26 protein-coding genes are annotated in these 26,677 nt (G+C 64.2%); 12 read left to right on the plus strand and 14 right to left on the minus strand.

Going from position 1 to position 26,677, the window contains the following annotated elements:
• Positions 1 to 61 precede the first annotated feature (61 nt).
• Positions 62 to 1,540: a SulP family inorganic anion transporter gene (locus tag ABS769_RS16085; protein WP_317062344.1), complete on the plus strand. Its 1,479-nt coding sequence runs from the start codon at positions 62 to 64 to the stop codon at positions 1,538 to 1,540.
• On the opposite strand, the gene ABS769_RS16090 is transcribed toward ABS769_RS16085, so the two are convergent.
• Positions 1,493 to 1,738, minus strand: a complete 246-nt coding sequence (locus tag ABS769_RS16090) for a hypothetical protein (RefSeq protein WP_317062343.1) — start codon at positions 1,736 to 1,738, stop codon at positions 1,493 to 1,495. The genes ABS769_RS16085 and ABS769_RS16090 overlap by 48 nt on opposite strands.
• A 192-nt stretch (positions 1,739 to 1,930) precedes the next feature.
• Between ABS769_RS16090 and ABS769_RS16095 the strand changes: the two genes are divergently transcribed.
• Together ABS769_RS16095 and ABS769_RS16100 are read left to right on the plus strand one after the other, a co-directional pair.
• Positions 1,931 to 2,134 (plus strand): hypothetical protein, encoded by a 204-nt coding sequence (locus ABS769_RS16095; protein ID WP_317062342.1) that lies wholly within the window; start codon positions 1,931 to 1,933, stop codon positions 2,132 to 2,134.
• Between the two features lie 128 nt (positions 2,135 to 2,262).
• On the plus strand, positions 2,263 to 2,493 hold the full coding sequence (locus ABS769_RS16100; protein ID WP_317062341.1) for a DUF1653 domain-containing protein: 231 nt from the start codon (positions 2,263 to 2,265) through the stop codon (positions 2,491 to 2,493).
• Between the two features lie 132 nt (positions 2,494 to 2,625).
• On the opposite strand, the gene ABS769_RS16105 is transcribed toward ABS769_RS16100, so the two are convergent.
• From ABS769_RS16105 to ABS769_RS16125, 5 genes are all read right to left on the minus strand, one after another.
• Positions 2,626 to 3,363: a DNA/RNA non-specific endonuclease gene (locus ABS769_RS16105; RefSeq protein WP_317062340.1), complete on the minus strand. Its 738-nt coding sequence runs from the start codon at positions 3,361 to 3,363 to the stop codon at positions 2,626 to 2,628.
• A 580-nt stretch (positions 3,364 to 3,943) separates the two neighbouring features.
• Positions 3,944 to 6,076, minus strand: coding sequence for a methyl-accepting chemotaxis protein (locus ABS769_RS16110; protein WP_317062339.1), 2,133 nt, complete (start codon positions 6,074 to 6,076; stop codon positions 3,944 to 3,946).
• On the minus strand, positions 6,073 to 6,501 hold the full coding sequence (locus ABS769_RS16115) for a substrate-binding domain-containing protein (protein WP_168957270.1): 429 nt from the start codon (positions 6,499 to 6,501) through the stop codon (positions 6,073 to 6,075). Before ABS769_RS16115 ends, ABS769_RS16110 begins: the two co-directional genes overlap by 4 nt.
• Before the next feature lie 10 nt (positions 6,502 to 6,511).
• Complete coding sequence (locus ABS769_RS16120) at positions 6,512 to 7,702, minus strand: hypothetical protein (protein ID WP_317062365.1); 1,191 nt, start codon at positions 7,700 to 7,702, stop codon at positions 6,512 to 6,514.
• A 499-nt stretch (positions 7,703 to 8,201) separates the two neighbouring features.
• Positions 8,202 to 8,603, minus strand: coding sequence for a Rid family hydrolase (locus ABS769_RS16125; protein ID WP_115039619.1), 402 nt, complete (start codon positions 8,601 to 8,603; stop codon positions 8,202 to 8,204).
• Positions 8,604 to 8,730: 127 nt separating this feature from the next.
• On the opposite strand from ABS769_RS16125, the gene ABS769_RS16130 reads away from it, so the two are divergent.
• Positions 8,731 to 9,657: a LysR family transcriptional regulator gene (locus ABS769_RS16130; RefSeq protein WP_317062338.1), complete on the plus strand. Its 927-nt coding sequence runs from the start codon at positions 8,731 to 8,733 to the stop codon at positions 9,655 to 9,657.
• 69 nt (positions 9,658 to 9,726) lie between these two features.
• Here ABS769_RS16130 and ABS769_RS16135 read toward each other — a convergent pair whose 3' ends face one another.
• Positions 9,727 to 11,463, minus strand: coding sequence for a M14 family metallopeptidase (locus tag ABS769_RS16135; protein WP_430544176.1), 1,737 nt, complete (start codon positions 11,461 to 11,463; stop codon positions 9,727 to 9,729).
• Positions 11,464 to 11,689: 226 nt separating this feature from the next.
• Between ABS769_RS16135 and ABS769_RS16140 the strand changes: the two genes are divergently transcribed.
• The 4 genes from ABS769_RS16140 (at position 11,690) to ABS769_RS16155 (ending at position 17,382) form a co-directional block, all read left to right on the plus strand.
• Complete coding sequence (locus tag ABS769_RS16140) at positions 11,690 to 12,430, plus strand: ABC transporter ATP-binding protein (protein ID WP_317062336.1); 741 nt, start codon at positions 11,690 to 11,692, stop codon at positions 12,428 to 12,430.
• A 10-nt stretch (positions 12,431 to 12,440) separates the two neighbouring features.
• The gene (locus tag ABS769_RS16145) at positions 12,441 to 13,877 is read left to right on the plus strand and encodes an ABC transporter permease (protein WP_317062335.1); all 1,437 of its coding nucleotides are present in this window, start codon (positions 12,441 to 12,443) and stop codon (positions 13,875 to 13,877) included.
• Positions 13,877 to 15,145, plus strand: coding sequence for a DUF3526 domain-containing protein (locus ABS769_RS16150; protein WP_317062334.1), 1,269 nt, complete (start codon positions 13,877 to 13,879; stop codon positions 15,143 to 15,145). The genes ABS769_RS16145 and ABS769_RS16150 overlap by 1 nt, the downstream gene beginning before the upstream one ends.
• Before the next feature lie 86 nt (positions 15,146 to 15,231).
• Complete coding sequence (locus ABS769_RS16155) at positions 15,232 to 17,382, plus strand: TonB-dependent siderophore receptor (RefSeq protein ID WP_317062333.1); 2,151 nt, start codon at positions 15,232 to 15,234, stop codon at positions 17,380 to 17,382.
• Positions 17,383 to 17,465: 83 nt separating this feature from the next.
• Here the strand turns inward: ABS769_RS16155 and ABS769_RS16160 are convergent, their stop codons facing one another.
• From ABS769_RS16160 to ABS769_RS16180, 5 genes are all read right to left on the minus strand, one after another.
• A complete protein-coding gene (locus tag ABS769_RS16160; protein WP_317062331.1) occupies positions 17,466 to 18,119 on the minus strand; it encodes a DUF2894 domain-containing protein in 654 nt (217 codons plus the stop codon).
• On the minus strand, positions 18,116 to 18,790 hold the full coding sequence (locus ABS769_RS16165; RefSeq protein WP_317062330.1) for an OmpA family protein: 675 nt from the start codon (positions 18,788 to 18,790) through the stop codon (positions 18,116 to 18,118). Before ABS769_RS16165 ends, ABS769_RS16160 begins: the two co-directional genes overlap by 4 nt.
• Positions 18,787 to 21,450, minus strand: coding sequence for a DUF802 domain-containing protein (locus ABS769_RS16170; protein ID WP_317062328.1), 2,664 nt, complete (start codon positions 21,448 to 21,450; stop codon positions 18,787 to 18,789). The genes ABS769_RS16165 and ABS769_RS16170 overlap by 4 nt, the downstream gene beginning before the upstream one ends.
• Before the next feature lie 10 nt (positions 21,451 to 21,460).
• Complete coding sequence (locus tag ABS769_RS16175; protein ID WP_317062327.1) at positions 21,461 to 22,198, minus strand: DUF3348 domain-containing protein; 738 nt, start codon at positions 22,196 to 22,198, stop codon at positions 21,461 to 21,463.
• Between the two features lie 346 nt (positions 22,199 to 22,544).
• Positions 22,545 to 23,741, minus strand: coding sequence for an MFS transporter (locus ABS769_RS16180; RefSeq protein ID WP_317062326.1), 1,197 nt, complete (start codon positions 23,739 to 23,741; stop codon positions 22,545 to 22,547).
• Positions 23,742 to 23,844: 103 nt separating this feature from the next.
• Between ABS769_RS16180 and ABS769_RS16185 the strand changes: the two genes are divergently transcribed.
• Both ABS769_RS16185 and ABS769_RS16190 read left to right on the plus strand, forming a co-directional pair.
• Positions 23,845 to 24,756 (plus strand): LysR family transcriptional regulator, encoded by a 912-nt coding sequence (locus tag ABS769_RS16185; protein WP_317062323.1) that lies wholly within the window; start codon positions 23,845 to 23,847, stop codon positions 24,754 to 24,756.
• Positions 24,757 to 25,034: 278 nt separating this feature from the next.
• On the plus strand, positions 25,035 to 25,247 hold the full coding sequence (locus ABS769_RS16190; protein WP_023905335.1) for a hypothetical protein: 213 nt from the start codon (positions 25,035 to 25,037) through the stop codon (positions 25,245 to 25,247).
• A 182-nt stretch (positions 25,248 to 25,429) separates the two neighbouring features.
• On the opposite strand, the gene ABS769_RS16195 is transcribed toward ABS769_RS16190, so the two are convergent.
• Positions 25,430 to 25,702 (minus strand): hypothetical protein, encoded by a 273-nt coding sequence (locus ABS769_RS16195; RefSeq protein ID WP_317062322.1) that lies wholly within the window; start codon positions 25,700 to 25,702, stop codon positions 25,430 to 25,432.
• A 9-nt stretch (positions 25,703 to 25,711) separates the two neighbouring features.
• Complete coding sequence (locus ABS769_RS16200; RefSeq protein WP_006449501.1) at positions 25,712 to 25,963, minus strand: YkgJ family cysteine cluster protein; 252 nt, start codon at positions 25,961 to 25,963, stop codon at positions 25,712 to 25,714.
• A 322-nt stretch (positions 25,964 to 26,285) separates the two neighbouring features.
• On the opposite strand from ABS769_RS16200, the gene ABS769_RS16205 reads away from it, so the two are divergent.
• Entirely contained in the window at positions 26,286 to 26,453 is a 168-nt protein-coding gene (locus tag ABS769_RS16205; RefSeq protein ID WP_317062321.1) for a hypothetical protein, read from the plus strand.
• A 67-nt stretch (positions 26,454 to 26,520) separates the two neighbouring features.
• The coding region (locus tag ABS769_RS16210; RefSeq protein ID WP_233368074.1) for a transposase at positions 26,521 to 26,677 on the plus strand (157 nt) is incomplete at its 3' end.

Raw genomic sequence — 26,677 nt, forward strand, 5'->3', positions numbered from 1 at the left:
TCCAGGTGTTCGACATTCATGTATTCGCGCCGTGTGTTTGCCGGTGCGCGGAGTCGTTTCAATGTCCAGATTTTTCTCGTTGCGCCAGCAATGGCTCGGCAATGTGCGTGGCGATGTGCTCGCCGGCATCGTGGTCGCGCTTGCGCTGATTCCCGAAGCCATCGCCTTTTCGATCATTGCCGGCGTCGACCCCAAGGTCGGGCTCTACGCTGCGTTCTGTATTGCGGTGGTGACCTCCATCGCCGGTGGCCGCCCTGGCATGATTTCCGCAGCGACCGGTGCGATGGCGCTATTGATGGTGGAGTTGGTCAAGGATCACGGGGTGCAGTATCTGTTGGCGGCTACCGTGCTGGCGGGTGCGCTGCAGCTGATCGCAGCGGCGTTTCGGCTTGGTGCATTGATGCGTTTTGTGTCGCGCTCGGTGATCACCGGCTTCGTCAATGCGTTGGCAATCCTGATCTTTCTTGCGCAGTTGCCGGAGCTGATCGGCATGCCATGGCCGGTCTATGCGGTGTGTGCAGCGGCCTTGGCCATCATCTATCTGCTTCCGCGCCTCACCACGGCGATTCCCTCGCCGCTGGTTGCCATCGTGGTGCTCACCGTGGCATGTGCGTACTGGCAGATCGATATCCGCAGCGTGGGCGATATGGGCCGTCTGCCCGACAGTTTGCCGGTGTTTTTGCTGCCGAATGTGCCGCTGAGCTGGGAGACGTTGCGCATCCTGCTGCCGGTGTCGACGACGCTGGCAGTGGTGGGCTTGTTGGAGTCGTTGATGACCGCGCAGATCGTCGAAGACATGACCGATACGCCGTCGCAACGCAACCGCGAATGCGCCGGCCAGGGGTTGGCGAACATGCTTGCCGGCTGCTTCGGTGGCATGGCCGGTTGCGCGATGATCGGGCAATCGGTGATCAACGTGCGCTCCGGCGGGCGTGGGCGCCTGTCGTGCATGGTGGCCGGCGTGGTGCTGTTGCTGATGGTGGTCTACGGTGCCAACTGGGTGCGGCAGATTCCGATGGCGGCGTTGGTGGCGGTGATGATCATGGTCAGCATCGGCACCTTCAGCTGGGAATCGCTACGCGATCTGCGCACGCACCCCAAAAGTTCGTCGGTGGTGATGCTCGGCACCGTCGTGGTCACGGTATGGACGCACGACCTGGCCAAAGGCGTGTTTGCGGGGGTGTTGCTGTCGGCGCTGTTCTTCGCGCGCAAGGTCGGGCGCATGTTGCAGGTGCAGGAGATCGATCACGACGACGGTGTGCGGGTCTATGCCGTGCGCGGGCAGGTGTTCTTTGCCTCGGCCGGGCAGTTCGCCGCCAGCTTCGATGTGTTGCGTACGCCGCCCAAGGTGCTGATCGATCTCACCCACGCGCACTTTTGGGATATCAGCGCGGTGGCAGCGCTGGATCGGGTGGTGCTCAAACTGCGCGCGCACGGCGCCACAGTCGACATCGTCGGCTTGAATCAGGCCAGCGACACGCTGATCGAGCGCTTAGGAACCCACCGGCGCGCTGGCGCGCGCTTGCGGGTGGGTCACTGAGGTCTGTCGCTCATGCGCGGCGGTGGCGGCGCCCAGCGCAGTTGTAGGAGGCGCATGCTCGCCGAGCAGCGCGCTGAGGCGGCGGTGGCACTGCCGGAAGGCGAGCGCAGAGGCTGGCATGTCGCAGGCGTCGAACGTTTGCGCCTCGGCCTTCCAGGATGCGAGCAGGTCGTGCAGATCGTGGATCAGGCTCGGCATGGTGTTTCCTTTGTAGGCGTAATGGTAGCTACGGACGGAAGCGCGGGCCGGATGCAGTGCCGGCGAGACGGCCTCATGCGTCACCGGATGACGTGGCTGCGACGAGCGGTCCGGCCGGTGCGCAGGACACACGTGCGCGTCACATGGCCGGGAGGAGGGTGGCTTTGCGGTCTTTTGCCGCTGGAGCTGATCATGAGCAGTTACGAAAACGGCATAGACGACCCGACCACACCGCCTAACGGCGTCAAGGCACCCGGCAAGGATCATGCAGCGATCCAGGACGGGCCTGCGCAGGACAGCGAGATCGACGACGACGATGCCATCGAAGACGAAGTGGATGCCGAGGTGGATCTGGACGATGACGACAAAGACAAAGACGAAGAGGATGACCAGTAGCCGCTCTGAGTAAGCGTGAGCACTGGTGCGTTGCTGAGGTCACGAAGATGCCGCGCGCCTCGCGGCATCTTCTGGCTGTGGTCGCGCTGGCTGCTTAAACTGCATGGCCCTCGATCACGTTGACGTCCATGGATCATTTGCCGCCACTGCCTTCCATTGCGCTCGGGCAGTACCGCCACTTCAAGGGTGGCCGTTACGAGGTGCTGGGTGTCGTGCGCAGTAGCGAAACGCTTGAGCCGCTGGTGCTCTACCGCCCGTTGGACAGCGACATCGGTATGTGGGTGCGGCCTTATGCGATGTTTGTCGAGCAGGTCGAAGTGAAGGGAATTGAACGCCCGCGGTTTGAGTTTGTGGAGTAACGGGCGCCTGCAACTCACTACGCTACGAGCCGATCTTTTAACTGATCTTTCGTCCAGCATGGCGATGGTGTGAAGCCAATCAAAAAGCCCGGGCATGCCCGGGCTTTTCTACATCGCGTCCTTGACCGGTGATCAGCTCAGATCGCAATTGCTCGGCTGCGGCCAGGTGGTGGCGGGCAGCATGGCCTTGACGGCGGCCGGTGCGGTGATGCCGATGGTGCTGGCGCCGTAGAGGTCTTCCAGTTCGTCGATGCTGACGATGTAGCTATCAAGCGAACCGAGCGTGGCGCTGTTGGGAATCAGCCAGCTGATGGCGCGCGTGCCGCCGCCCGGGTTGGCGGTGATGATCGTCTTCCAGAAGAAATCCGGGGTGCGGATGCCGTGGCTGGTGAGGAAGTAATCGTTGGTGGTGTCGCTGTAGATCACCCCGCCGTAGACCTGCACGCTGGCGATGTCGCGGTAACACTCGGCCACGTTTTCGGCACGCACCCAGATGCCCTGATTGAAGCTGGCTACCTGCGGCACGATGTTGGACATCAGGTTGGCGCGACGGATGTAGGTCGCGTTGTAGTCCATGTGGTTGGAGGTCACCAGGTGGCCGCGATCGTAGCCGGTGCGCACGCTGGCATAGGAGGCAGTGGAGGTCTGGCCGGCGCAGCCGCTGGGCAGTTCGGTGTCCAGATTGAAACTGGACGGACGCGCGGCCGAGCCGGTATCGGCCTGCAGGACGTATTCGTAACGCAGCGCGGTGTGGTTGGTGCAGTCGTAGCTCAGGGTGTAACCGCCCTTGTTGAGGGTGACGACCTGTGCATTTGCGGTGGCACTGAAAGCGGTGAGAAGCAGAACGGCGAAGAAGGTCCTGAAGCGCATGGGAGTGAATCTCCTTGGAATCATTCGGACGCACGAAGCCACCGCCGGCTGCCGGTGAGCAGATCGACGTTCAGCGGAACGCGCGCTGGAAGGGGGACAGGTTGGCTCGGTGGTTAGCGAGCGCAACAGCTATCTCACGCAAATGTTTCTTGGTGGTGACGTAGGCGTGAGGAATGTGCACTCGCACCATTTTTTTCGATAAAAAGTGTGATGTTTATCGGGATTTTTCGTGCATACGGCGCGCAGGTGATAAGCGATTGGTTATGCCCGGAGCGGGCAGATGCGCGTCTGAACCACGCTTTTGTAGTGGCGCGCAATCAGCAATCCGCTGTGGGTAACGTCCGAGGACCACTGAGGTGAAGGTCAGGAAGTACGCCAGCTTCGGCTGGCCCTGCCGGCAACGCAGGGCACTCCTCGATGGGAAAGGGGATGGCTCGCCGGGCAACACTGCCGGATCACCGCATCGCCTCAGCTTTGCATTCGCATGATCCCAAAACGAAAAACCCCTCGTCTGCAGTGCGTGCAGAGAGGGGTGTCGAGCGCGTGGTGAGGCGTTCGGGTCGATCGATCGAACGACCCGCTATGCGACGTGTCGTACCAGCTGCTGTTCGGTGGCAGGCGCCAGTTGGAACTGCGAGACCAACTGCGTGAGCGTGCTGGATTGCTTCTCCATCGCCCGTGCCGCGGCCATGGCTTCTTCCACCAATGCGGCATTCTGCTGCGTGGTCTCGTCCATCTGGATGACGGTCTGGTTGACCTGCTCGATGCCGGCCGATTGTTCGCTGGAAGCGGCGGTGATCTCGCCCATGATGTCGGTGACGCGATTCACGCTGGCAACGATCTCGGTCATGGTGGTGCCTGCCTTGCGCACCAGTGCCGAGCCTTCGGCCACCTTGCCCACCGATGCATCGATGAGCCCCTTGATCTCCTTGGCCGCCCCGGACGAGCGCTGTGCCAAGGTGCGCACCTCGCTTGCCACCACGGCAAAACCGCGGCCCTGCTCGCCGGCACGTGCGGCTTCCACCGCCGCGTTCAAGGCCAGGATATTGGTCTGGAACGCGATGCCGTCGATGACGCTGATGATCTCGGCGATCTTCTTGGACGAGGTTTCGATACCCGACATGGTGCCGACCACCAGGCTGACTACCTCGCCACCTTGCGAGGCCACCCCGGCAGCGCTGCGTGCAAGCGCATTGGCTTGACGGGCGTGTTCGGCGTTCTGCTTGACGGTGGCGGTGAGTTCTTCCATCGAGGCAGCGGTTTCTTCCAGGTTGGCGGCCTGCAACTCGGTACGCCGCGACAGATCCTGATTGCCGGCTGCAATTTCACCGGCAGCGGTATCGATCTCCGAGGACGAATGCTGGATGCGCCCGACGATATCGGTCAGGCGGTCCACCGTGGTGTTGGCATCGTCGCGCATGCGCGCAAAGACGCCGGAAGAGGTGCCGTGCATGCGTGTAGTCAGATCGCCGCTGGCAATGGCCTGCAATACCTGCGACACCTCGCCAAGACTCTTGTCCGAGGTGCTCATCAAGTGATTGAGATCCACCACGATCTGGCGGAAATCATGTTCGAATGCGGTCTCGTCGCCACGTGCGCTGAAGTCGCCCGCCGCCGCCGCCGCGGCCAGCCGTTTGATCTCGCCGTTGATCGACAACAGGCTGGTCCGCACATCGTTGATCGATTGGCTGATCACCGCTTTTTCGCCAGGCAACGGCGCCAGCTGTTGCGACAGATCGCCTGCGGCATAGCGTTCGGTCAACGCGACGATCTGCATGGTCACTGCGAGATGGCTGGACACCAGCGTGTTGCTGGCGCGCACCATGCTGCCGAATTCGCCGGGAAATTCCTGCTCGGCAATACGGTGACTGACCATGCCGGCCTCGTGCTTGTCGCCCATCTCCGTCTGCGCCTGGATCACGCGACGCAGCTGACGCTGCATGCTGTCCATCGCCTGCAGCAGTTGGCCGACTTCGTCGTTGCGGTCGATCGAGATGGTGTTCTCCAACTTGCCGGAGGACACCGCGTGTGCAATGCCGATGGCACGATTGAGCGGCTGGGTGATGGCACGTGCCACGATCCAGCCAAAACCAATGCACACCACCGCGCCGACCAGGCCCAGGATCAGGCCGCCCATGCTTGCGGTGACGGAGCTGTCCAGCGCTTCCTGCACGGTGCCGCGGAAGCGTGCATCGGCGCGCTTCTGCATGGCGGTCAGGGTGGTGCGATAGGTCTCCAGTGCCGGCGCCATCGCGCTCATCTGCTGCGCATCGGGTTCGCGCTGCTCTACAAACGCCGCAGCCACGCCATGCGCCAGGCTGTAGTACTGATCGAACTCCTTGCCCAGGCGTGCCAGCTCTTTTGCATTGGCCGGGTCAGCCTTTTGCAATTTTACGTACGAGCCGTGGATCTCGTCGGCCACCGGCTTGGTGGCCGCCAACATATCGGCATCGCCCGCAGCGGCGGCGCCATTGAGCCCGTTGATGAGCTTGTCCAGCGCCGCCACGTTGCGCGTCATCGCATCGAGCATGGGGAAATGCACGTCGCGCACCGCTTCCAGGCGGTCGTTGTTGCGGTGAAACACCAGCGTACTGAAGGCCACATAGCTCGATAGGCAAAGGATCGCCACCGCTGCCGGCATCAGGATTTTCCAGAACAACGGTAGCGACAGAATACGTTTCATGACTTGAGTCTCGAGCAGGTGGCGGGTCACGGCTTCAGGACGACCTTGACGCTGGCGTCCACTGCACTGGCACTGATGTAACCGATGGCGCCGGGTGTGGCCGCAACCGCCTTCTTGACCGCGTCATCGCCGCTGACACGCTTGGGACGCTGCGCCTTGCCGGTGAACATCAGCTGCGACCAATACGACTTCAGCTGCGCCGAATCGCGCGAGGCCACTTTCTTGTAGAACTCATCGCGGGTGGCGACGCCTTCTTCCTGGTCGATCGGCACGGCCGCGCCGCCGCCGGGCAGGCTGTTGGATTTGGCCAGAAAGATCTGCGACACCTGCGCAGCGCTCAGGCTGTCCGGGCCGCCCTTGGCCGACATCACCACCACGACATCGGCATTGGCACAGAACGCAGTCAGCGACAACGCAGCAAGCAGGGAGGCTGCAAAACACTTGGAAATGGTCATGGGGGCTCTCTTAGAACACGAAGTCGACGGACGCCGACAGCAGGTTGTAGCTGCCGCCCGGACGGAAGCCCGGCTGAATGTTGTTCAACGACCCGAACGAGCCCGCGTTGTTGTTGATGTGGCTGGCCTGCAGCTTGAATGCGACGCTTTCACGCGCGTCCCAACGCAGCGATGCGGTAAAGCTGTGACGGCCGCTTTCGGCCTGCGCCAGTGCGCGGGTCATCACGCTGACCGGATCCTGGCCGGGGGCGATGGTCGGGCCCTTGCGATCGACATTGGCATAGGTGAGCGACGGCGTCAGCGTGCCGAAACGCCCGCCCACACTGAGATAGCCGGAGGTGGTCTTGCCGTTGAGCGAAGGCGAGTAATCGGCGCGAATCACTTCGCTGCGCAGGAACCAGCTGCCCGGATCGTAGGCGTAGCCAACGCTGGCAAAGCTGCCGTCCACGCCGTAGGTGGTCAGGCGATCGGCCAGCGCAGGATTGATGCGCTGATAGGCCGAGAACAGGCGGTCCAGCTGCGGGGTGTCGAAATCGGTGGTGCCCACGATGTAGGCGGCGCGGAACGTCGACGCACCCGATTCCAGGCCCAGCGCCAGGCCGCGCATGGCGTACACATCGGCCTTCTTCGAATTGATGCGGCCGTAAAAGCCCTGCACGCTGACCACGCTCTCGCCCGCATTGATGGTGTACACGCCTTCGACGCCGTCCATCGGCAGCAGGTAGTTGTAGACCTCGTAGGGCGGACGCACCCACGGGGTGGCGTAGCCGACGCGCTGGTACTCCGAAAGCATGTACAGCGGCGCAGTGATGCGGCCCAGGCGGGCGGCGAACTGCGGGCCGAACTGGTACTTCACATGCGCCAGCGTGACCTTCGGATCGTAATCGCCACGTTCGGCGTATTCGCTGGTCACCTGCAACACGCCGGTGAACGTCTCGGTGAAGTTGGCATTGACCTGGCCGGCGATGCGCGAGTCCGGACGGGCCGAGGTGGAGTGACTGGCGCCTGCGCCTTCTTCGGTCTGGATGTCGGGCGTGAAGTCGGCCTGATCTTCGGTCGAATGCACCACGCCCAGCGTGCCGAAGCCGCTGAAGGAAAACATCGCGTCCTGCTGCGCATAGGCGCAGGTCGACGAAACCAGGGCAATGGCGCCACTGAGAAGCTTGACGGTCACCTCATTGAAATCTCGGCTGTGTGTGATGGACGCAGCGCCATGGCGACGCGCGGGCAGAACGGTGATGGGCGTCGCAACACCCTGGATTGCGGTAGCGGCCGTCTGCATCGTTGCTTTAGCGAGATTTTTACAATTCAAATTGACTGGTTAAGATTTCGAAGTGCTGTAGAAATTGACGATAGTTATGCTCTATCGAGACGCCTGATTCACGGGTTTGAAACAGCTTGCGTCAGTATGTGCGGACATAATCGTCCGCAGTTGTGGCCTGTCGGTTGTCGGCGCGATAAGTGATGGCGTGAGAACGCCAAGGCCGTCTTTTATGCAGTCGAAATGGACAGTGCTGCTGTTGCCTTGAGCGCGCGCGATAACAAAATCGCCACGCACTGGCAAGCCAGGCGTGGCGATTCTTCGAGTTACTTCGATCGACCGTGTTAGTGACTGATCGCTAGTGGGAATTTCGCCATCAAAGACTTTTCAGCAGCACCCAGGAGCAACGAAGTAACCACCGACGAGTTACTGAAACCGGTTACTGCTGCTGTGCCGGCAGTTTGACCACCACCTTGATCTCGAACCGAAAACCAGCCAGCCAGGTCACGCCCACTGCGGTGACGGTGGGGTAGGGCGCCGGGCCCCAGTAGCTGACCCACTTTTCCCACATGGCCTCGAAGACCACTTCCGGGTTGACCATGAACAAGGTGACGTCGACGACGTCCTGCGAGGTGCAACCGGCCGCTGCGAGGATGGCGTCCAGATTGTCGAAAGCGCGGGCGATCTCTGCGGCCAGCTCCGGTTCCGGCGAGCCGTCTTCGCGGCTGCCGACCTGGCCGGCGACGAACAACAAGCCCTCGGCGCGCACCGCCGGGGAATAGCGATGGCGCTCATACAGGGCGTGGCGCCCTTGCGGAAAAACAACGTCACGTGTTGCCATGGGGATCTCCATCAAGCGTCTAGTCGGAACAGACAGCCACGGTAGGCGCTTGCGCGCCTGCGATAAATCGGCAACCCCGGCCAACACTATTTGTAGAATCCAAACAATCTTTGGGTTGGGAGCGGCGATGGATCGGTTCGACGCGATGCAGGCGTTTGCGCGTGTGGTTGAGACCGGCAGCTTTACCAAGGCGGCCGAGACCTTGCACATGAGCCGGGCCAGCGTGACCCAAGTGGTGCAGCAGCTGGAGGCACGCCTGCGCGTGACCTTGCTCAACCGCACCACGCGCCGGGTGCATGTGACCGCCGATGGCGCGGCGTACTACGAGCGTGTGCTGCGGCTGCTGGCAGACATGGACGATGCGGAGACCAGCCTGTCGGATGCATCGGCGCTGCCGCGCGGGCGCTTGCGCGTGGATGTGCCCAGCCCGTTGGCGCGCTTGATCCTGATGCCGGCGCTGCCGACATTTCATGCGCGCTATCCGGATATCCAGCTGGATATGGGCGTGAGCGATCGTCGCGTGGATCTGATTGGCGAGAACGTGGATTGCGTGGTGCGCGGCGGCATCATCACCGATCAATCGTTGATTGCACGCCGTGTGGGCGACCTGCAGGCGGGTGTGTATGCGGCGCCTTCGTATCTGCAGCGGCTGGGCACGCCGGCGCACCCGCAGGAGCTGGAAAACACCCAGCATCGCTGTGTCGGTTTCATGCGTTGGAGCAACAACAAGACCGTGCCCTATGTCATGCAGCGCGGCAATGAAGCGGTGAATCTGCAGGGGCGTTACGTGGTGGCGTCCGACGATGGCAACGCCTATCTGGCCGCAGGCCTGGCCGGCATGGGCGTGCTGTGGTTGCCGGTGTACATGGCCAAGGCGCATGTCGCCAGTGGCGAGCTGGTGCAACTGTTCGACGACTGGTCACAGGAGCCGATGCCACTGTCGATCGCGTTCCCGCCCAACCGGCATGTCAGCACCAAGCTGCGGGTGTTTATCGATTGGGTGATTGCGTTGATGGCCGAGCATGCACCGGTGGGGGCGCCTGCACTGCGGTAACGGGGTGATGCGACAGAACTGCGCACTGCATTGCCGATCCCACACGATGGAATCGGCAATGCCGATGAATCATTCTGCCAGCTGACGCCGCACTGGATAACGCCAGCCGTTGATCGCTGCATACGGCGAGCGTGCATAGATCCATTGCAGGCGTGCATCGCCATCGGTGCGGAAGGCGGCATCGTTGGCGAGCTTGCGTTCGAACGCGTCGCGCAGGGCCGCATCGCTGCGCAATACGCGCTCGGTGAAGTCCACCAGCTCGGTGCCGTACAGGCCACTGTCGGGGCTGCCGGCATTGCGGAAACGTCCGCTGGCCAGCAGCGAATCGCTGCTCTGCGGCTCCAGCAACGCGGCCGCCAACATGCGCATCGGTTGATCGGCAGGCACTCGGATGCTGCCGGCGGCGAAGGTTTCGTGCATGTGGTCGGTGTGCGGCGTCTGGGTGCCGGCTTCCTTCACCACGCGGATCTGCTGCACGTTGATCTGGCGCGGTTGCTGCAAGCGTTCGAAGGTAATGCCGTGCGCCTTGAGCAGTTCGACCACATCGTCGTTGCCGGGCGGAATCCACCACGCGAGCGGGTAGCGCACCGCCTGGGTCTGCCGATAGCCAATCACCGGCATGGTCCAGGTTTCGTCGCGGCCTTCCCAACGCAGCTCCTGCCGGCCGGACACCGGCGACAGCGCGCGGGTGTAGCTCACGCCCTTGAACGGCACCTGGGCGATCGGCTGTTGCAGGCGTTCCCAGGCAACCATCAGTTCCTGCGGGCGTGCGGCGCGATCGGCGCGCTTGGCTGCATCGATTTTCCTGGCATCGCGGCCGACCACGCGCAGCGCTTCTTCCAGCAACACGTAGTCGCCGAGCACGCGCTGCCGGTACGACTTCAAACGATGGTTCTCCACCAGCACGGTGGGAATGCCGGCGAAGTCGCCATACCCGGTGGAATAGCGCGGGCCTTCCGGTGCGTAACGCAGGCCCGAGCGCGGATCGTCTTCGTCGATCAGGCTCGGGTAGATGGCCGGCTCGTGACCCTGGCTGCGCAGCGCGGTGTTCATTGCCGGCGTGAAGCGCTGCTGCAACCAATCGGCGGTCGCGCGCGAGCGTGCATAGGTGCCCCAACCGGCGAAGGTAAAGGTGATGTCGTACTGATGATCCAGCCCGCCGCTGACATGCAGGTCGATGTAAAGCGCCGGATCCAGCGTGTGCAACAAGGCGACCATCGCGCGCGTTTCCGGCGCTTCCAGGTTGAGGTAATCGCGGTTGAGGTTGATGCCGCGTGTGGTGGTGTTCCAGCCCATCTGTTGCGGGCCGCGCAGGGCGGCGCCGATCAGCGGGCCGCGTTGTTCGTGACCATCGGCATTGAAGATCGGCACGAACACGAAATCGACCTGGTCGAGCAGGTGGTCCTTGCCGCGTTGGGCGATATCGCGCAGCAACATCAAGCCTGCGTCCTTGCCGTCGATTTCGCCGGCATGGATGGCCGCCTGCGCCAGCACCACCGGCTTGCCGGGTGCGCCCTTGTGCGCGCGTACCAGCAACAGATCGCGGCCCTCGCTGCTCTTGCCGAATACTTCCAACGACAGCAGCGGCGAGGCGGCGACCAGGCGTTCCAGCCATGCGCGCGTTTCGTCATAGCTGGGCGTGCTGGCGAAATCGTTGCGCTCCACCGGCGTGCTCCACGGATCGTCCGGCTTGACGATCAATGCCTCGCTGGCGCCATGCCAAGCGCGCACCGGCGGCAGCGGCGCGCTGGTGTCGACGGACTGCGCGTTGACCTGTGCGACGGTGAACAACGTTACTGCGAGCAAGCTGGCGCAGGCGTGCCGGTAAGTACGGGCTGCGTGGGCGGTTGCAGCGTTTGCGGGCGTGTATTGATTGCGTGGAGGGGCAGGTGAGCCGTGCAGGCAGGAGGGACGCGTATCGGAGGTCATGTGCGGCGTAGGGGTCTTGATCGAAGGGGAAACGTGCTGGCGCTGCGTAGGCGCCTGCATCTAATGTGATAACATATCATTTCAGCAGGCGAGCTTCCTTATCATGCCCTTCAGCGCTACACCGACCCCCGCGATTTCCGTCAGCAACCTCCACGTGGCCTACCGCGGCCGCGCCGTGTTGCAGGGGCTGAATCTGCAGGTCGCGCCGGGCAGTGTCTACGCCTTATTGGGCGGCAACGGCGCCGGTAAATCCTCCACGCTTTCCACCCTGCTCGGTTTCGTCAAACCCAGCTCCGGCAGCTTGCTGGTGGATGGCATCGACCCGGTCGCCACTCCCGGCGCTGCGCGTGCGCGGCTGGCCTATCTGCCGGAAAACGTCGCGCTCTACGAGCATCTGAGCGCAATCGAAAATGCCGACTATCTGCTTGCGCTGGCCGGCCAACGCCGCAGCCAAACCGAGATCGGCCAGGCGTTCGCCGCTGCCGGTCTGCAACGCGAAGCCTGGAGCCAGCGGCTGGCGGGATTTTCCAAAGGCATGCGCCAGAAAGTGGCGATCGCGGTCGCCACCTTGCGCCAGGTGCCGGTGCTGCTGCTGGACGAGCCCACCTCCGGTCTGGATCCGCGCGCCATCGCCGATTTCAACCGCCTGGTCAGCAGCGTGCGCGAGCGCGGCGGTGCGGTGCTGATGGTCACCCACGACCTGCTTGGTGCGGTGGATGTGGCCGACCGGATTGGGTTTCTGGAAAACGGACGTATTGCCGAAGAAATCGGCGCCGGCGACAGCGGCTTCGATGTGCGCACCTTGCATGCACGCTTCGCGCGCCCGCAGGATCAGGCTGCATGAGCGTTGCCGCATGAGTCCTGTGCTGTTGGTCGCGCGCGAAGAACTGCGCTTCATGGCGCGCAACCGTTCCGCCGCCATCGGTGTGGTGTTGCTGATGCTGCTCACGCTGGTGGCGGCGTTGACCGCCGCGCATCATCAGCGCGAGGTCGCCGAGTTCCGCGCGCGCCAGCAACTGGCTGCGCAACAGGCCTTCGAAGCGCAGCCGGACCGCCACCCACATCGGGTGGTGCATTACGGTCACTTCATCTATCGCCCGCTGCCGGCTTTGGCCGCGTTCGATGCGGGCGTGGATGCGTTTACCGGCAACAGCATGTTTCTGGAAGGCCATCGCCAGAACACCGCCAACTTCGGCGATGTGCGTCAGAGCTCGCTGCTGGTGCGTTTCGGTCAATTGACGCCTGCCTTTGTGCTGCAGGTCTTGGCGCCGCTGATGCTGGTGTTTCTGGGCTATGGCGCGGTGGCGCGCGAGCAGGAAACCGGAACGCTGCGTGCGTTGTTGTTGCAGGGCGCGACGCGTCGACAATTGTTCGGCGGCAAATATCTCGCGCTCGCCGCGGTAGCCGCTGCGTGCCTGTTGCCGGCCTTGGTCGGGCTGGTGCCCATCGCGTTGTTGCCGGGCCAGGCGCTGCGGGTCGCACTGCTGGTGCTGGCGTATGCGGTCTATCTGCTGGTGTGGTGCGCGCTGGTGCTGTCGGTGTCGATGCTGTGCCGGCGCAGCCGCGATGCGTTGCTGGTGTCGCTGGCGGTGTGGGTGTGGCTGGCTTTGCTGGTGCCGCGTGTGGCACCGGATGTGGCCAGTGCCGCGTATCGATTGCCCACGCGACTGGAAACCGACGTGGCGATCCAGCGCGATCTGCGCACGCTCGGCGACAGCCATAACCCGGACGATCCGCACTTTGCGCAGTTCAAGCAGCAAACGCTCGCGCGCTATGGCGTGCAGCGCGTGGAAGACCTGCCGGTGAACTACAAGGGCCTGCTCGCACTGGAAGGCGAGCGGCTCACCTCCAGTCTGTTCGAACGGTATGCCGCACGCGATTCGGCCATCCAGCAGGAACAGAATCTGCTGGTGCGTACGTTCGCCCTGCTGAGCCCAACGGTTGCCCTGCGCGAACTCTCGATGACGTTGGCGGAAACCGATCTGCGCGCACATGAGCGCTTTATCATCCAGGCTGAGCGCTACCGTTACACGCTGGTGCAGCAGCTCAATCAACTGCAGGCCGATTCCGTGAGCATGGCCGACGACACCGCCCAGGATGCCGGCGCCGACCAGCGCAAGCGCATCTCCTCCGCGCATTGGCATGAGATTCCGGTGTTCGCCTTCCAGCCCCCGGCCACGACAGAGGTGCTGCGTGCCGCAGGCGCTGCGCTCGGCCTGGTCGGTGCATGGCTGCTGGCTGCGCTGTGCATGCTGATCGCAGCCGGCCGACGTGTGGGAGTGGCGCGCTGATGGTGCTGTGGAAGTACGAACTGCTGTTGTTGCTGCGCGCACGTGCCGCGGTGGCCGGATTGCTGTTGCTTGCCCTGTTGACGGTGTGCAGCCTGCTCTCCGGCCAGCACGTCATCGCTGCGCAGCGCGACAACATCGCAGGCATCGCAGCGCTGCAGCAGGAAGACATCGCAGCGGTGGAGGACTATGTGGCGCGCACCAACGACGCTGGCAGCGCGGCTTACTACAGCTTCCACCCGACCTGGGATGTACCTTCGCCATTGGCGTTCGCCGCGGTGGGCATGCGCGATGTCTCGCCGTACATCCTGCGTGTTCGCGCGCTGGGGCTGGAAGCGCAGATCCACGATGGCGACAGCTACAACCCGGAGCTGGCATTGGCCGGGCGTTTCGACTATGCCTTTGTGCTGGTGTTTTTGCTGCCGTTGTTCGTCATCGCGTTGCTGTTCGATCTGCGCTCGGGCGAACGCGAGGCCGGGCGCGCACGCATGCTGGCCGCGCTGCCGGGTGCCGGAGCCGCGTTGCTGGTACGGCGCGTGGTGGTACGTGCCGCTGCGGTGCTGGTGTGCCTGAGCGTGCCGTTTGCCATTGCCGCGACCCTCAATGCGGTGCCGCTGCTGCAACAACTCGCGGTGTTGGCACTGAGCTGTGCCTATCTGCTGTTCTGGGTGTTGCTGGCGGTGCTGGTCGGGCGCATCCACTGGCGCCCCGCAGCGCACGCCACCGCCTTGGCCAGCTGCTGGGTGGTGCTGGCATTGGTCGCACCGGCGCTGGCGCATGTGGCGATCAATCAGGCGGTGCCGGTCAACCAAGGCAGCGAGATCGCGCGGCTGCAGCGCGAGGCGGTCAACCACGCTTGGGATATTCCGCGCCAGGACACCATGCGGGCCTTCTACGCGCAGAACCCGCAGTGGGCAGATTCTGCGCCGCTGACCAGCGCGTTCCATTACAAGTGGTATTTCGCCTTCCACGAGAACGGCGATCAGCAGGTGGCGCCGCAGGTCGCGGCGTATCGGCAAGGCCTGCAACGACGCGAAGCGCTGGCGCAGCGCGTGGCCAGCGTATTGCCGCCGGTTGCATTGCAGGCTGCGTTGACGCGCCTGGCAGGTACCGATCTGCGTGCGCAATTGGCCTATCAAGATCGCATTCGCGCCTATCACCGGGCGTTGCGGACGTTCTACTACGGCTATCTGTTTCGCGACCGGCCATTTACGCGCGAGGACTTCGGGCGCGCGCCGCGTTTCGATGCAAGGGCCGATCCCGCGTCATAGCGGCAGTTGCGTTTCACCCATCACCTTTGGTTCTTTCACTTGCGACCCGGGCATTGCGTGCCGGGGTCCTTCAGGAGTCCTGTCCGATGTCCGTGTTCTCGTCGCGCCAACGCATGCCACACCCCGTGCCGTTGCTCAGCATGCTGGCCTGCGCATGCGTCATTGCCTGCGTCGACGCCGACGCCGCCGAGCCGCAGGCGCGCGATCTGGATGCGGTACAGGTGCGCAGCCAGTACACGCCGTACCGCGCATTGAGCGTCACCGGCGCCACCAAGACCGATGCACCGTTGCGCGATCTGCCGATCAGTGCGCGCGTACTCGATCAGACCTTGCTGGAGGATGCCGGCGTCAACGATCTGGCCGGCGCGCTGGAGATGGCCAGCGGCATCACCAAGGCCAATAACCTGGGCGGTCTGTGGGATAGCTACTCGATGCGCGGCTTCACCGGCGACCCGAATTTCAGTTCGGATTACATGGTCAACGGCTTCAATGCCAGCCGCGGTTACAACGGTCTGCGCGATGCGGCCAACACGCAAAGCATCGAAGTGATCAAGGGCCCGGCCTCGGCGTTGTACGGGCGCGGCGAGCCGGGTGGGGCAGTCAATATCGTCACCAAAAAGCCCTTGTTCCAGCCGCAGCACAGTGTGGATCTGTCCGCAGGGCGCTTCGACAGTTATCGCGCTGCGGTCGACAGCACCGGCCCGCTGGGCGAGAACCTGGCCTATCGCTTGAATGCGATGTACAAGGATCAGCACAGCTTCCGCGACACCGTCGATAGCGATAACACGCTGCTGGCGCCGTCGTTGTTATGGATGCCCACGCCCGATACCACGGTGTCGTACGAGCTGGAATTCGTGCGCATCCATGCGCCGTTCGATCGTGGCGTCACCGCCATCGATGGCGATGCCAATCGCCTGCCGGCGTCGCGTTTTCTGGGCGAGCCGCGCGATGGCGATATCGATCTGCATTCCACCGGGCACCAGCTGTTTGTGGTGCACGGCTTGAATCAGACCTGGTCGTTGCAGGGCGGGGCGACCTATCGCGACAGCGGCATGCGCGGTTTTTCCACCGAGCCGTGGACGCTGCAGGCCGACGACCGCACGCTGCGCCGCGAGCGTCGCTACCGCGATTACCAGGGTCGCGATATCGCCGGGCGTGCCGAATTGCTCGGCACCTTGCAGGCGGGCAGCGTCACCCACAACGTGTTGTTCGGTGTCGACGGCAATCGCTTCGACGACAGCCGTTTTCAGCAGCGTGCCCGCTCGGCGGCCACGCCGTACAGCATTGATGTGCTCGCACCGCAGTACGGCGTGGCTCAGCCGGGGCGGCTGGCCACGATCACCGATACCGAAGAGCGCCAGCAGGTGTGGGGCGTGTACGCGCAGGATCAGATCGATCTCGGCGCGCGCTGGAAGGCCTTGCTCGGCCTGCGCTACGACCACTATCAGCAGGATCTCGACAACAAATTGCGCGGCACCACGCAGCGCGCCTCAGATGGCGTGGTCAGCCCACGCGCGGGCGTGATCTTCCATGTCGACGATGCATTGTCGCTGTATGCAAGTGCGGCGGCGGGCTTTCGTCCCAACAGCGGCGTGGGCGCGGACGGGCAGAGTTTTGCGCCGGAGAAAAGCCGTTCGTTGGAAACCGGCTTGAAATACGTGCAGCCTGGCGATGGCCTGGAAGCGACGCTGGCGGCATTCCGCATCGACAAGAAAAACGTGCTGAGCCTGGATCCGGCCGACACCAGTTTTTCGCTGCCAGTGGGCGAGATGCGCAGCCAGGGTGTGGAGCTGGATCTGCTCGGGCGGCTGACCCCGCGCCTGGCCGCGTCGGTGGGCCTGGCCTATACCGATTCGCAGGTGACGCGTAGCAGTGAGGCTGCCGCCGGTACCGGCCTGGCCGAGGGACGACGTTTTCCGAATGTGCCGCGCTTCAGTGGCAATGCCTTCGTCAACTACGAACAGCCGTTGACCGGCAAGCGCAGTGCGGCGGTGGGCGTGGGTGTCTCGCATACCGGTGAGCGGCTGGGGTCGGTGGATAGCAATACCGATTTCGTGCTGCCTGCGTACACCGTGTGGCGCCTGGTCGGCCACTACGATCTGAGCGAGCGGCTGCGCCTGTATGCCAAGGTCGAAAACCTGACCGACCGCCGCTACGCCGCGTTCTCGTACAGCGAGCAATGGGTGTATCCCGGTGCGCCGCGCAGCTGGACGGTGGGTGTGCGGTTGCGGTTCTGAGACGGACCGTGGGTTCGATCGGTTGCTCTTAGAGCGGCTGACAAAACGTAGCGAGCGGTCGTCAGTCGTTTTGTTAGTCGCTCTTAGTTGCGACGCGTGGACGGACGCTTGCTGCGCTTCTTGCCCGGCGCGGCGGATGCGGCGTCATCGCTGGCCAACGCGCCGCCGCTGTGTAGTTGCTCCAGCCACGACAGCGCGTCGACATAGCCGAGGAAGTGCTGCAGGTAGCCCGGTGAGCACTCGCGCATCAGGCTGATGCAGCGATGCACCAGCACGCTGGAATTGAGCGGGCCGGCGTCCTTGGGTGCGTCCTGCAGCGATTGCCGCACCTGGCTGGCGGTGCGTACGGTGGTCCAGGTGCGGCGGAAATCCTCCAGCGCCGGCAGCTCGGGAAACAGCGTGGCATCGGGTGTCGCGGTCTTTCTGCTGTCCACCTCCATCAACGCCGCATGGCCTGCCATCTGGTCGGCCAACGCGCCCAGCGCGCTGCGTTGCAACGCACTTGGAGCGACATCGCTAGCTGCACGACGGCGCGCAGCTTTCTTGATTGCCACCGCATACGCATCGATCAAGGTGCCCAGCTTTTCTTCCAGCACTTCGCGCACCGCATCCGCCTGCGTGCCGGCACGCGCGGCCAGCGTTTCCATCAGATGGAAACGCACCGGATCCAGCTGATCGGCACCTTGCTCGCGCCAGCGCTCAAGGCGCGCGTGTGCGGATGTCGCCTGCGTGCTCATCGCGTGGTTGCGGCCGGCGTTGGCTGTGACGTGGCGGAAGCGCGCGAGGTGGAAGGACGCGCAATCGGTGCGATCTCCACACGCCGATTTTTGGCGCGGCGCGTTTCATCGGCATTGGAATCCACCGGCTGTTGCGAGCCGAACGCTGCAGCGAACACTGACGACGCCGGCACGCCTTCGGCGATCAGGGCACGGGTCACGGTGAGCGCGCGTTGCGCGGACAGTTCCCAGTTGTCGGCGTAGCGGCGATTGCCACCCAGCACCGGGCGGTCGTCGGTAAAGCCGCTGACCATCAGGATCTCTTCGCGTGAGCTCAGGTACTCCTTCAACGGTGCGGCCAGCGTCTTCAGCACCTCGCGGCCCTCCGGCTGCAATTGGTCGGAATTGAAGGCGAACAACACATTGCCGCGGATGCCGATGCGGCCATCGACCAGGGTCACGCGGCCGGCCGCCAGCGGTGCGGCCAGGGCTTGTTCCAGCGTCTTGCGGCGTTGCGCTTCGACCTGACGCTGCTTGACCTCTTCGTCCAGGCGGCTGGAAAGCTGCAATTGCACGCCGATCACCCCGACCAGAATCAGCACGAACGCGCCCAGCAGCACCGACATCAGGTCGCCGAAGGCGGCCCAGATCGGTGTGCCCGATTCGCCGTCGATGTCGATCTCATCGCTCATGCGGTTGTGGCCTGGCCGGCATCGGTATCGCTGCGACCGCGATCAAGCTGACGCAGTTCTTCGATGATCTGCTTTTGCGAGAGCATGCTGAGGTCGACCACCTCGCGCGCCTGCGCCACGTAATAGGCCAGTTGGTCGTCGCTGCGGGCCAGCGAGGCATCCAGTGCGCTGGCCACGTGTTGCAGGCGCTCGTTGAGCTCACTGGTGGAGCCGCTGAACAGCTGCACCGCCATGCCGAAGGCTTCGCCCAGGCTGGCCACTTCCACCGCGCTGCCGCTGACATGTGCGGCCACTGCACCGAGCTTACCGGTCTCGCTGCCGATCTGTTCGGTGAGCTGGGTGCCCACGCGTTGCAGCAGATCGGCCGAGGTGGTGACCAGCGCATCCACCGCTTCGCGTTGTTCGGTGGAGGCGTGATTGACCGCGTTGAGCAAGGTGTCCAGCGTGGCGAGCAGCTTGCTGCGTTCTTCCAGCATGGCGGTGTCGCGCACCATGCTCTCGGACAGGTTCTGGCGCAGCTCGGCCACCACGTCGGCGGCGGCCTTGGGCGCTTCGGAGGCGATCTGCATCAGCCGCGACACTTCGGCAATGGTGGCGCTGGCCTGCGCCTGCGCCTGCGTGGACAGCTCGCTGGCGGTGCTGGCCAGGGTGTCGCAGATCGCCTGTTGTTGCTGGGTCACGCGCTCGCCGGTGCGTTCCCACTGCGTGCTCAGGTCCGCGCTCATTGCGGTAAAACGCTCGCTCCACAGCGCCAGGCGCTGGGTGTCGCGGGCTTCCAATGCGGCCTGCAGGTCGGTATGCGATTGCTGCAAGGTGCCGACCAGGGCAGCGGCGTGCGTATCGAAGCTGGCGGTGGCGGCAGCGAGTGCGTTCTGGTGTTGGCTTGCCAATGCCGCGCTGGCGTCTTGTTGCTGTGCCAGTGCGTCGGTCCATGCACTGGCTGTCTCGTTGCTGGACTGATCCATGCGCTTGGACACCGCATCGACCAAGGCGCTGGAGCGTGCATCGAAGGTGCTGGCGAACTGCGTGAGCGTGGTCTGCAATTCCTGCGTGAGCACGTGATTCGAACGTTGCTGTTCGGCCACTGCCGCGGTCCACGTGGCGGCTGCAGCGGCAGTGCTGGTTTCCAGGCCGCTGCTCAGCCCATCGAGTTGTTGCTGCACGGCCTGCTGCACGCCGTCCTGCAGCGCCGTGGTCTGCTGCGCAAGTTGCTCAAACGTGGCGTGCAATTGCGTGCTCAATACTGCGCTTGCGCGTTGCTGCTCGGCCAGCACCGACGCCCAGTTGTCTGCAGTGGCGGCGTTGCTGCGTTCAAACCCGTCATTGAGTGCGCTCAACTGCTGCTGCACCGCCTGCGTCACGCCGTCCTGCACAGCGATGCTGCGCTGATCGATCTGTTCCAGCGTGTGCTGCAACTGCTCGGTGAGCGCTTGCTGCGCACGGTCCTGTGCGGCCAATGCGGTTTGCCACTGCTCGGCTGCGCTTTGCGCACCAGCCTGGAAGCCTGCGTTGATGCCGTGCAACTGCTGCTGCACGGCCGTGCTCACGCCATCCTGCAATGCGGTGGTCTGCTGGGCGATCTGCTCCAGCGTGGTCTGCAGCTGCGCATTGAGCGCGTGCTGCGCGCGTTCCTGTGCGGCCAGGGCGGTGGTCCAGTGCTCGGCCGCTGTGCTGGCGCTGTGCTGGAAGCCGCTGGTGATGCCGTCCAGCTGCTGCTGCACGGCGTGCGTGACGCGCTCCTGCAGCGCGGCGGTGTCGCGCGCGATGCTGGCCATGGTGGCTTCCATCACCGGCTGCAAGGCCGCGCCTACCGCGCGTGCGCTCTCTGCCACGCCAGCCTGCAGCGATTGCTCCATCGCCGTGGCCAGGCGCGCATACGCCGCTTCGCTTCTGGCGTGGAACTCGGCCTGCTGTGCGGCCAGGCGTTCATCGGCGGCGATGCTTTGCTGTTCGATGGTGCTCATCAGCGTTTGCAGGCGATCGATCAGCGTCGGCATCAAGGCGCTTTGCTGCTGCTGCAGCTTGAACACTTCGCCACGCTGATGCGCGTCCGAGTGCGGGTGCAGTTCGGATGCGATCTTCAGATCCAGCCGCTGCACAACCTGCAGCCGCTCGCGCCGGCACAGCGCCGACAACAGCCCCAGCATCGCCGAGGTCGCAACGCCGGCAATCGAAGTGCCGAACGCGAACGCCAGGCCTTCCACCGGTGCCGCCAACGAGCCACGAATGGCCTGCAGGTCGGTGGCGCTCTGCAAGGCGAAGCCGGTGCCCTTGAGCGTGGCCATCATGCCGAGCAGGGTGCCGAGCATGCCCAGCAACACCAGCAGGCCGACCAGATACGGCGTCAGCACCGGTGCGGACAAGGCGACGCGCTCGCCCTTGATGCGCAGGCGCACCGCATTGCGCAGGCTTGGGTGCAGGCGCTCCAGCCATTCGCTCAATGCCGATGGCGCGGTGGTCAGCGCCGCAACGGCTTCGTCCAGCGTCGCGCTGGCCTGGCGATAGCGGTACAGCTCCAATGCGCCGGCCACATAACAGGCGCCGATCACCGCTGCGATGCAGGCGCCCAGCGGATTGGAGCCGAGATAGCCGATGCCGACCCAGCAAACCGCCAACAGGCCGACGAGAAACACACACACGTGTACGAGAGATCTGAACATGAGGTCCCAGTTAGCGGGTACGAAGCGCTGCAAGCAGGCCTTCGATCGGGTGAAAACGAACATCCAGCTCGGCGAGCAACACGCTCTGCATGTCTTTGCGAAACACATCCAGCCAGCCATCGGAGACGGCGCGTGGTGTGGCATCGCTATCGGCTGGCGAATGTTGGGTTTGCGCGGCATCGCGCAGACGTTCGAAATGTGCACCGAGCAGGCTTGGCACGGTGTTCAACAAGCTCTGCTCGCGCGGGCTCAGGGTGAGTTCCATCACCGCATCCACTTCGGCCAGCCGCGCCATCTCGCTGGACGTCAGCGCCAGCATGTCGCGCAGACGGCCACGCAGATCGCCGGTGGCGGTGCGCATCGCGCGTTGCATGGCGAGGTAATGCTGCCGGAAGGGTGCGTAGTCGGGCATTGGTGCGAGCGCGTCGAGATCGGCGGCGTTGCGCGCCTCGGCACGCAGACGCACGACCAGCGCGTCCAGATCGGCCACGCTGCTGGTCGCCAATCCGGCGCGCACGCGGGCGCAGGCCTGGGCATCGGCAGGACGCGGCTCGGGGAGATCGTCGGTATCGGGCAGCTTGCCATCCAGCGCTTTGGACACCGCCACCGCGCGCGTCCAGTCGATCCACTGGCTCAGCCGGTCGGCAAGCGCGTGGTTGGACTGGGCAACGTGGACGTCGCTGAGGCGAGCAAGCAGGCGAATGAACGCCGGGCCCGAGAGGGGCGCCCGTGGAGAAACTTTCGCCATTCTTCCGGTCAAAGACCGCGCATTTTACACGGGAATGTGCGCCATTCGGCGCTTTGCTCGGCAGTTACGGGCCTGCCCGCAGGGCCGACCCTGGCGGCATTCAGCCGGCCTGGTGTGGAGGCGGGCGTGGGATTTCAGTGCGCAGCGCGGCGATAGAAAGGATGCACAGCACTCGAACAGAGGTCCATCTGCAGCGATATCTGGCTCGGCACGCGCTCGCGGTCATGCATATCGAGCGAACCCACGGTTGCGGGCCAGACATCGCCTGGCCCGCAACGCACCGATCCCGGCAAACAAGTCGTCACGCTCGCCCGGCGTGGTGGAGACCATTACCGGGGCTGACATCTCAGCGCCGGGCGCGATGCACCAACGGAATCAGCACCACGCCCAGCAGCGCCACCGCAGCGGCCACATAGCCGATGCTGCCCAGCCCCCAGGCCGGAATCACCAGCCCGCCGATGATCGCGCCGATGCCGATGCCGGCATTGGCTGCCGACACATTGGTGGTGCCGGCCAGCGCCTGCGAGTGGGTCACCGAGTTCATCACCCGCACCTGGCTGATCGGAAACAGCGCGGTGTAGGCAATGCCCCAGACCGCCAGGGTCAGATAGAGCAGCACGCCGGTCTTGGCCACCGGCACGCACAAGGCCATGCCCAGCGCCAGCAGCAGGAACACCGCCGTGGCACGCAGCGGCGAGCGATCCACCACCCGCCCGCCCAGCCAATTGCCGATCAGGCCGATCGCGCCGAAGCCCATTAGCCACCAGCCCACATTCGCCGCCGGCACGCCCACGCTGCGTTCCAGCAGGTCGGCCAGATAGGTGTAGGCGGTGAACATGGCAGTGAAGACCACCACCGACAGCGCCACATTAGCCAGGAAGAAGCGCTCGCCGAAGATGCCGGCCTGCTGGCGCAGGTTCACCCGTTCGCTGCGGGCCACCGTCGGCATCCACACCGCCAGCGCCGCGGCCATCGCCAGCGACAGGGCGGCCAGGATCCAGAACGCGCCACGCCAGCCGATGCTGTTGGCCGCCACCGTGCCCAGCGGAATGCCGAACAGCAGCGCCGCCGAAATGCCCAGATACACCCGCGACACCGCCCGCCCGGCGTGCTGCGGCCCGGCCAGTTGCCCGGCGGTCTCGCTGGCGGTTCCCCAGAACACCGGCAGCGCCAATGCCGGCACGAAGCGGGCGAAAGCCAGCACCCAGATATTGGGCGCCAGCGCGGCCACCGCGTTGGAGACCGCAAACACCAGCAGGATCAAGACAAACAGGCGCTTGCGATCCAGATGCGACAGCCACACGGTCAGCGGCGGGCCGAACAGCATCACGGTGAAGGCGAACAACGTCACCAGCTGGCCGGCCGCGGAGATGGAAATTTCCATGTCGCGTGCAAGGCCGGGCAGCAGCCCGACGATCAGGTACTCGGTGGTGACGATCACGAACGCGGCAAACGCCAGGATGAAGATCGCCAGGCCGCTGCGTGCAGCGGCCGGTGCCGCGGTGGCGGAAACGGGGGAGGTGGTGGAGCCGACAGCAGACATGGCATGCGCCGCAGTGTGGGCTGGTCATCATAGGAAAGAATTAAGGTCGTATATCGGGAGTATTTTCCGTACATTGCGGACTTCAGTTCTTGAATTTATGCCCATGCATCCCTCCGAACGCGTCAAAGGCATCGATCTCTTCGTCAGCGCCGCCGATGCCGGCAGCTTCACGGCCGCCGCCGAGCGGCTCAGCCTGACCAGCTCGGCAGTGGGCAAGGCCATCGCACGCCTGGAGACGCGCCTGGGCGTGCGCCTGTTCGCACGCACCACCCGGCGGCTGGCGCTGACCGATGCCGGCGCGGCGTTCTACCGGGTCTGCGTCAAGGTGCTCGACGAGCTGGAAGAGGCCGAGCACGTCCTGCGCGCCGAAGGCCAGGCGCCCACCGGCCGGCTGCGGCTGGACCTGCCGGTAAGCTTCGGCCGGCGCAAGGTGTTGCCGGTGTTGCTGCCGTTCTTTCAGCGCTATCCCGGCCTGCAGCCAAGCATTTCGTTCACCGATCGCTTCGTCGACATGGCCGAAGAAGGCATCGACATCGCAGTGCGCATCGGTGGGCCGGATCAGTGGCACAGCAGTCTGGGGCATCGCTATCTGGGCCATGAAAAACGCGTGTTCTGCGCCGCGCCGCAGTATCTGGCGCACCGTGGCACCCCCGACAGCATCGCTGCATTGCTGGCGCACGACGCGGTGCTGTATGGCAAGGCCGATGGCAGCAGTAGCCCGTGGATGCTGCGGCATGGCGCAGGACCGGTGGAACAACGCGCGATGGACGCGCGGGTGGTGTTCGGCAATGCAGAAGCGCAGGTGGATGCGGTGGTGGCCGGGCTGGGTATCGCGCAACTGCCGACCTGGTTGATCGATCACCATCTGCAGCGCGGCAGCCTGGTGGCAGTGCTGCCGCAGTGCGATACCGAAGGCCTGCCGCTGCATCTGGTGTGGATGCGCGCGCGCCAGTTGTTGCCCAAGCTGAGCCGCTTGCTGGAATGCCTGCAGCAGGGCTTGCAGGATGCGGCGTGATGGCCGTGCCTTGCGCGCTGAGGCGTGCGCTGCATCGGGTTGTGCACCCTATGCATCCACTAGCGTTGGTTGCAGCGCAATTCAAGGTGCGCGTTGGTAAGCGCGTCATTACACGCAGCGGCACGTTGCAGCACGCCAGATCGAGCCACTCACGCCGGTGTGCGCATGCTCTCTAACCAATTCAGTTTCAAATCCACTGTCTTGCGGTCTACCCTGTTTTGTAAGGTGAACGCGTGTAGGCTGCGGGCCGGGGACGACTCCCCAACGAGGTGACCGCAATGGATCGCTCCGACATGCAAGTGTCCGATCTCATGGTCCTGGAGTTGCAAGGGTTCCACGATGCCTATGGCAATGGACCGGACTTCTGGGACGCGTATCAACGCATCATGACCAGTGCTGCGCAAGCCGGCGGCGACGTGATCGCGCTGGCCAATGAAATGGCGTCCCTGGCGCAGGGGCTTGGCGTGATCAAGCACGCGCAGCTGCTGTAATTGCGCAATGGCGCTGCGGGCCGGCGGCGCCGGTTTGCCTGCCGGGCACCGGCCATTGTCGAGATGACGATGGCTGGCGCTGTTCTTCCAGCGGCTGCGGTGTGTGCACGCAGCGCGCTCTCCATCGCCCAACTCAGCAGCGACAGCCACACCGCAGGTGCGTTGCCACTGCGATGCGCCGCTTATTCGGCGTCGCTTGCTTCGGTTGTCGCTGTCTCTGTCGCTTCAGCTGCGTCGTTTTTCTTGACGGCCGGCTTTGCGGCGACGGCTGCAGCCGGTGCAGCGTCGGATTCGCCGCGCTTCTTGTCACGCCGCAGCGGCGTGTCGCCCAGACGCTCGATCGCGCCACCGGACTGCTGAAACGCTTCCAGATCAGCAGCCAGGCGCTGTTCGGACAAGCGCGGCTTGCCTGGTTGATTGCTCACGGTCATCGACTGGCGGCGGGAATTATTCATCGCGAATCCTCATGCGTTGTAGAGCGTCAAGGGAATGCCCCGGCGGCGCTGATCGTCGTAGGTGGCACGCACGTCGCGGCAATATGGGCCGGACATGACGAAACGGCGGCAGATGGCCGGCCGTGTGTCGTAGATCGAGCAACACATGCGCGCAGCATCGATGGCCACGCACCAACCTTCCTCGTCACGCGCCATCACGTGCCAGCCTTGCGGCGTCACGGTGGTCAGATGGTTTGGAATGCGGTCGGTTGAGTCGACCATGACGGTGAGCCGGCAACAGACGGCGTCGCAGCGTTCGCAGAGATTCTTGATGGAGAAGGCCAGATAGTAGTGAAGGCGACACCGGGCTCCGGCCGCCTCTGCACCATACACCCTGGGCGTGCCGGGGTGTGAACCGTGCCCTCGGATTCGCTTTGCACGGCTTGGCGGTTACGCCGCGGTGCAAGCGATGCAGGCGCGCGCGCAGCGGGCTTGTGGAATGCGTTGCCTTTGTCGCCTCGATGCGAAGACCGCTTTCACCTGCATCATCGCTGCGTCGCCGTAGCGTGGCGCAGTCTGCATCCACCTAGCCAGGAAACCCTCGATGAGCACCTCGAATCAAACCTTGTCCACACCCGACCACATCAGCGATCACGACGACCAGCGTAGCGAGAAAGAAAAGCAGGATGCGCTGCAGGACGATGCGCTGGAAGAAACCTTCCCGGCCAGCGATCCGGTGTCACCGTTCGTACCGGCAAAGCCGCTGGATTGATCTGCATTCCAGGCGACTGAGCTAGGGCCTGTTAACACTAATGGCCCGAGCGATTAAACTATCGTGCATGGAGATCACGCCAGCACAATTTTCTCTGATCGAACACTGCCTGCCGGCGCAGCGCGGCAATGTCAGCATGACCAACCTGCAAGTGGTCAACGCCATCCTTTACGTTGCCGAGCATGGCTGCAAATGGCGCGGCCTACCCAAGCGCTTTGGCAACT

Source organism: Xanthomonas hortorum (assembly GCF_040279205.1).
GTDB lineage: Bacteria > Pseudomonadota > Gammaproteobacteria > Xanthomonadales > Xanthomonadaceae > Xanthomonas > Xanthomonas hortorum_F.

Coding starts and splice junctions, on each gene's coding strand:
- ABS769_RS16185 (WP_317062323.1), top strand. CDS start 23,845: ATGCATCCCTCCGAACGCGTCAAAGGCATCGATCTCTTCGTCAGCGCC.
- ABS769_RS16095 (WP_317062342.1), top strand. CDS start 1,931: ATGAGCAGTTACGAAAACGGCATAGACGACCCGACCACACCGCCTAAC.
- ABS769_RS16130 (WP_317062338.1), top strand. CDS start 8,731: ATGGATCGGTTCGACGCGATGCAGGCGTTTGCGCGTGTGGTTGAGACC.
- ABS769_RS16140 (WP_317062336.1), top strand. CDS start 11,690: ATGCCCTTCAGCGCTACACCGACCCCCGCGATTTCCGTCAGCAACCTC.
- ABS769_RS16115 (WP_168957270.1), bottom strand. CDS start 6,501: ATGACCATTTCCAAGTGTTTTGCAGCCTCCCTGCTTGCTGCGTTGTCG.
- ABS769_RS16180 (WP_317062326.1), bottom strand. CDS start 23,741: ATGTCTGCTGTCGGCTCCACCACCTCCCCCGTTTCCGCCACCGCGGCA.
- ABS769_RS16090 (WP_317062343.1), bottom strand. CDS start 1,738: ATGCCGAGCCTGATCCACGATCTGCACGACCTGCTCGCATCCTGGAAG.
- ABS769_RS16145 (WP_317062335.1), top strand. CDS start 12,441: ATGAGTCCTGTGCTGTTGGTCGCGCGCGAAGAACTGCGCTTCATGGCG.
- ABS769_RS16175 (WP_317062327.1), bottom strand. CDS start 22,198: ATGGCGAAAGTTTCTCCACGGGCGCCCCTCTCGGGCCCGGCGTTCATT.
- ABS769_RS16205 (WP_317062321.1), top strand. CDS start 26,286: ATGAGCACCTCGAATCAAACCTTGTCCACACCCGACCACATCAGCGAT.
- ABS769_RS16190 (WP_023905335.1), top strand. CDS start 25,035: ATGGATCGCTCCGACATGCAAGTGTCCGATCTCATGGTCCTGGAGTTG.
- ABS769_RS16200 (WP_006449501.1), bottom strand. CDS start 25,963: ATGGTCGACTCAACCGACCGCATTCCAAACCATCTGACCACCGTGACG.
- ABS769_RS16105 (WP_317062340.1), bottom strand. CDS start 3,363: ATGCGCTTCAGGACCTTCTTCGCCGTTCTGCTTCTCACCGCTTTCAGT.
- ABS769_RS16195 (WP_317062322.1), bottom strand. CDS start 25,702: ATGAATAATTCCCGCCGCCAGTCGATGACCGTGAGCAATCAACCAGGC.
- ABS769_RS16165 (WP_317062330.1), bottom strand. CDS start 18,790: ATGAGCGATGAGATCGACATCGACGGCGAATCGGGCACACCGATCTGG.
- ABS769_RS16150 (WP_317062334.1), top strand. CDS start 13,877: ATGGTGCTGTGGAAGTACGAACTGCTGTTGTTGCTGCGCGCACGTGCC.
- ABS769_RS16160 (WP_317062331.1), bottom strand. CDS start 18,119: ATGAGCACGCAGGCGACATCCGCACACGCGCGCCTTGAGCGCTGGCGC.
- ABS769_RS16125 (WP_115039619.1), bottom strand. CDS start 8,603: ATGGCAACACGTGACGTTGTTTTTCCGCAAGGGCGCCACGCCCTGTAT.
- ABS769_RS16170 (WP_317062328.1), bottom strand. CDS start 21,450: ATGTTCAGATCTCTCGTACACGTGTGTGTGTTTCTCGTCGGCCTGTTG.
- ABS769_RS16155 (WP_317062333.1), top strand. CDS start 15,232: ATGTCCGTGTTCTCGTCGCGCCAACGCATGCCACACCCCGTGCCGTTG.
- ABS769_RS16100 (WP_317062341.1), top strand. CDS start 2,263: ATGGATCATTTGCCGCCACTGCCTTCCATTGCGCTCGGGCAGTACCGC.
- ABS769_RS16085 (WP_317062344.1), top strand. CDS start 62: ATGTCCAGATTTTTCTCGTTGCGCCAGCAATGGCTCGGCAATGTGCGT.